The sequence below is a fragment of the Mesorhizobium sp. M7A.F.Ca.CA.001.10.2.1 genome (genome assembly GCF_003998575.1).
GTDB lineage: Bacteria > Pseudomonadota > Alphaproteobacteria > Rhizobiales > Rhizobiaceae > Mesorhizobium.
The window spans coordinates 1-3,619 of sequence record NZ_RZQY01000630.1 but is presented as its reverse complement, the minus strand read 5'-3'; the positions used below and the strand labels follow the sequence as shown (position 1 = coordinate 3,619).

Here is a 3,619-nt window from a genome sequence, read left to right as displayed (position 1 = left end):
CTCTGGCATTGGCCGGTCATCGTCTATGCCGGGATGCTGGCGCCGGAGCTTTCCGTGCCGCAGCGCCTTGGCTGTGGCGTGCTGGCGCTCGCGCTGTCGGTGCTCACCTATCATTTGATCGAAGACCCGGCGCGGCGCGGCGCCTGGATGGCGGTAGGCGCCCGCGCCTTTCCCAAGGCCATTCCAGGCGCAAAACCGCTTCGCGCTTTTCCCGGCCTTGTGCTGGTTCCCGCGCTGATGCTGACCGGCACCGGCGTGGCGGTCGCCTATGCCAACGCGCATCTGGCCACGCGCAATATCGGCCCCGAGCAGCGCGGCATCGAGCAGGCGGTCGAAAGACCTTCCATCGCGCGAGCTGTCGACAAGAACTGCCTGGCCGACTTCCAAACGGTGACGCCGAAACCCTGCATGTTCGGCCCGGCCGACGCCACCCGCACCATCGTGCTGTTCGGCGATTCGCACGCCGACCAGTGGTCGACGCCGCTGATCGAAGCAGCCAGGCGCAACGACACAAAGATCATCACCTATCTCAAATCATCGTGCCGCGCTTCGCGGCTCTCCACCTTCAACACGGTGCTGAAGCGCGACTACACCGAATGCGACGCCTGGCGCGAGCAGGCCATATCAGAGATCATCCGCCACAAGCCGCGCCTGGTGGTGATCTCCGAATTTTCCATCGGCAATCTGATCCGTGACCTGCCCGCGGCCGAACGCACCGCTGAAGTAGCGCGCTGGCAGGCCGGCCTGCGCTCGACCTTGCAGGCCTTCAGCCGGGCCGGTGTCGAGACGGCTGTTATCCGCGACACGCCGATCAACGCCAGCTTCGCCGGCTCCTGCGTGGCGCGCACCCTGTGGTGGCGCGAGGCACCCTCGCCGCACTGCGACACGCCAAGAGCCGAAGCCGCCAACGATAGCACCGCCGCCGCCGAGCGCGCCGTGGTGACCAGCGTGCCCGACACCCGCTACATCGACCTCACCAACCAATTCTGCGGCCCGACCACCTGCCACGTCGTCATATCAGGCAAGCTGGCGTTTCGTGACAGGCACCATCTGGCGACGGGCTTTGCCGAGACACTGGCGGGGCCATTGGAGCGGGCCTTGTTTTAGGCGCCTGGGTATCTGCGCCCGGTCCGCATTGTTCATCACATCTTGCGAATCTGTGGAACGGGCTTGATCACCGATCCGGCAGGCATCGCCGGTCGGATCCATTTCACCCCTCACCGCCTCATCATCATCCCGTAATGCACTGCCAACAAATCCAGCCCCACCTTCAGGAGCTTCGTCACCACGTTCCGGCCTTCGCCGGTCTGCTCGGACAGGCGCTTGAGGGAACCGTCCGCGCAGCAGACTTGTCGCACCACGGCGGCCACCTCCCAATGGCCTAGCGCTCTTGTGGCGGCGGCATAGGCCCTGCCGGCGTCGAGCACACTGTCGGCGATGCCGCCGCCATCGCGGCCGCCGTCGACGCGCTCGGTCCAGCGCATCGGCTTGACATCAGCCTGCTGGCTGCAGCGGAAATCCTCGCGGTAGCGCAGACCTGCCTCGCGCTGCTGGCGCGACAGCGAGGTGATGCCGATAAGCGCATCGATGGCGCGCACCCGCACGATGCCGCCGGTGGCGGCGTAGCCGTCATTCGACACCTCGTAGACACGAGCAGCCTCCAGCGTGCCCGCCGCCAGCCGCTTGCGGCCGAAGGCGTCATCCCTGAGCGCGAAATCATGGCCGATCTCGCGGCGTATGCGCACCTGCTCGGCCTCGCCCTTCGGCAATTTCGGCGCCTGCGGTTTGACGGGTCTGGTCCTTTTGCTCATGGGAGGCTCCTGGTTGGCTCGGGATGATGGAGAACGGCAAAGCGGCGATCCTTCGCGCTGTTGGGCATCTCCCCACATGGTCGGCAGGGCGGAGAGAGCCGCCGTTCGGTTGGCCTTCGTTGAATCGGAGGTCGTCGCCTCCTCGCCGCTGCGCCAGCATCCTTGCCGCCCGGCATCCAGGCTGATGGAACCGGCGCGAGCTTTCGACGTTATGTCGCGTCCATGCCAAGGGGAGGTTCGCCGATGACAGCCTTCATGCCGGTTACCGTGCGCTTTTGCGATAACAAAACCATGCTGGTCAGTTCGGTGGCCGGCGCAGCCGAGGCATTGCGCCACCAATGGCCCGACAAGACAGCACCTGGTTATCTCGAGGCGACGCGGCTGGTTACGCTCGCCGTCGAAGGCATCTGCTGCCAGCGCATTGCGTTCGACGCCTTCACCAGGGCGGCCAAGCAACAGAACATACTGGTGGCCAGGCCCAAAAGCCGCGCCCATGACTGGCTGAACGCGGTGGCTAGCCCATGAGGATCGCGCGCCGGCCGAAAAATTGATGCAACCGGCCGCCAGCGGGGCGCGTTTATCGATGCGGTAGTTGGAGCCGCGCGCAAAGCGAAGGTGAACGCCGTGGGTACGATGAAAACCGGAGTGCCGCTCAAAGTGCGGGTGGAAGATGAGATCGAAGAGATCGACAGCGTCAGCGAAGCCGCCGATTTTCTGCAGCGTTGGCCGCTCGAGCGACGCGGCCATGTCTACCGCAGTGCGCTGAACGCCTGCAGCGCGGCGATCGCCGCGCAGATTTCCGAAGCCGACGCCATGAAGGTGTTTACCGGCTTTGCCCGGGTGACCGGCATATTGGTCGACGAGGGCAACCCGGCGATGGCGATGGACGCAAGGAGCATGCAGAGCCGCACGCCCAAGCAAGGCCGGCAAATGCCGAAATAAGGTTTTGCTTCTTTCTCCCCGTTCACGGTGAGGTGTGGTCCGCGCAGCGGACGAAAAGCCAATTGCTTGGCTTTTCGAACAGCGAACGCCCGGCAGGGCAATGAGGGGCGGCGCCAGCGCTTCGGTAAGTGGCATCTGAATCGGATGCTTGAATTTCATGTCAGCTTTCAATCCTGCCTCGTCAGCGCTGCCCCTCATCCGCCTGCCGGCACCTTCTCCCCGTGAACGGGGAGAAGAGACCAAGCCTCACCCCGTCGCCACAAATACGCGGCGCTGGAAGCGCGCCTGATGGTAGGTGCAATAGCTTTTCAGCGCCCTGGTGCGCATGCCGCAGCACAGCATGTCGGCGCCCGGCCGGCTGCCTGGCGCATCGTTTTCAGAATCCTCCTCCACCGTCAGATCCAGCGGCGCGCGGCAGCGTGAAAACAGGCAATCGATGAAACGCATCGCCACGCCATGCGGCTGCCGGCCGATGGCCGCGCGCGGCGGCGCCGGCGTCTCCAGGCGATAGGCTACGCCGTCAGCGATCAGCACGCCTACCTCGCGCACGAACGAATGGCGCCTGGGCCGGGCCACTTCACGCGCGGGGATGTCCTTGGCGGCAAGCACGCCATGCATCTTGCCGACGACAGGCGTCGCAGTCCCCGGGGCGCCAGTCGCCCGCTTGCTTTCAGCGCGCTTGCCCACCGCCTGTCTGGCTCGCGGCGGCGGCCCCTTGCCATTGGCAAAACCGATCGCGCCCAGCATGGCGTTGCGGTGCACGATGCCGATGATGGCGTCGCGCGACACCGGGCTGCCGCGCAACGCGCTGAACGCGACTGCAATCCTGGAGGCTGAAAGCCCGTCCTTCAGCCAGCGGCCGATCT

At 65.5% G+C, this 3,619-nt stretch carries 5 protein-coding genes; 3 read left to right on the top strand and 2 right to left on the bottom strand.

Annotated elements, in window-relative coordinates; all coding sequences use genetic code 11:
* Window positions 1-1,107, top strand: a 1,107-nt coding sequence (locus tag EN964_RS28770) for an SGNH hydrolase domain-containing protein (protein ID WP_281059578.1), incomplete at its 5' end; no start/stop codon positions are given.
* Between the two features lie 110 nt (window positions 1,108-1,217).
* On the opposite strand, the gene EN964_RS28765 is transcribed toward EN964_RS28770, so the two are convergent.
* Entirely contained in the window at window positions 1,218-1,811 is a 594-nt protein-coding gene (locus EN964_RS28765; RefSeq protein ID WP_127268743.1) for a DUF6456 domain-containing protein, read from the bottom strand.
* A gap of 243 nt (window positions 1,812-2,054) precedes the next feature.
* Between EN964_RS28765 and EN964_RS28760 the strand changes: the two genes are divergently transcribed.
* Both EN964_RS28760 and EN964_RS28755 read left to right on the top strand, forming a co-directional pair.
* Entirely contained in the window at window positions 2,055-2,336 is a 282-nt protein-coding gene (locus EN964_RS28760; protein ID WP_127268742.1) for a DUF982 domain-containing protein, read from the top strand.
* A gap of 108 nt (window positions 2,337-2,444) precedes the next feature.
* Window positions 2,445-2,753, top strand: a complete 309-nt coding sequence (locus EN964_RS28755; RefSeq protein WP_164749149.1) for a DUF982 domain-containing protein — start codon at window positions 2,445-2,447, stop codon at window positions 2,751-2,753.
* A 246-nt stretch (window positions 2,754-2,999) separates the two neighbouring features.
* Here EN964_RS28755 and EN964_RS28750 read toward each other — a convergent pair whose 3' ends face one another.
* Window positions 3,000-3,617: a GcrA cell cycle regulator gene (locus tag EN964_RS28750; protein WP_127277025.1), complete on the bottom strand. Its 618-nt coding sequence runs from the start codon at window positions 3,615-3,617 to the stop codon at window positions 3,000-3,002.
* Window positions 3,618-3,619: the final 2 nt, after the last annotated feature.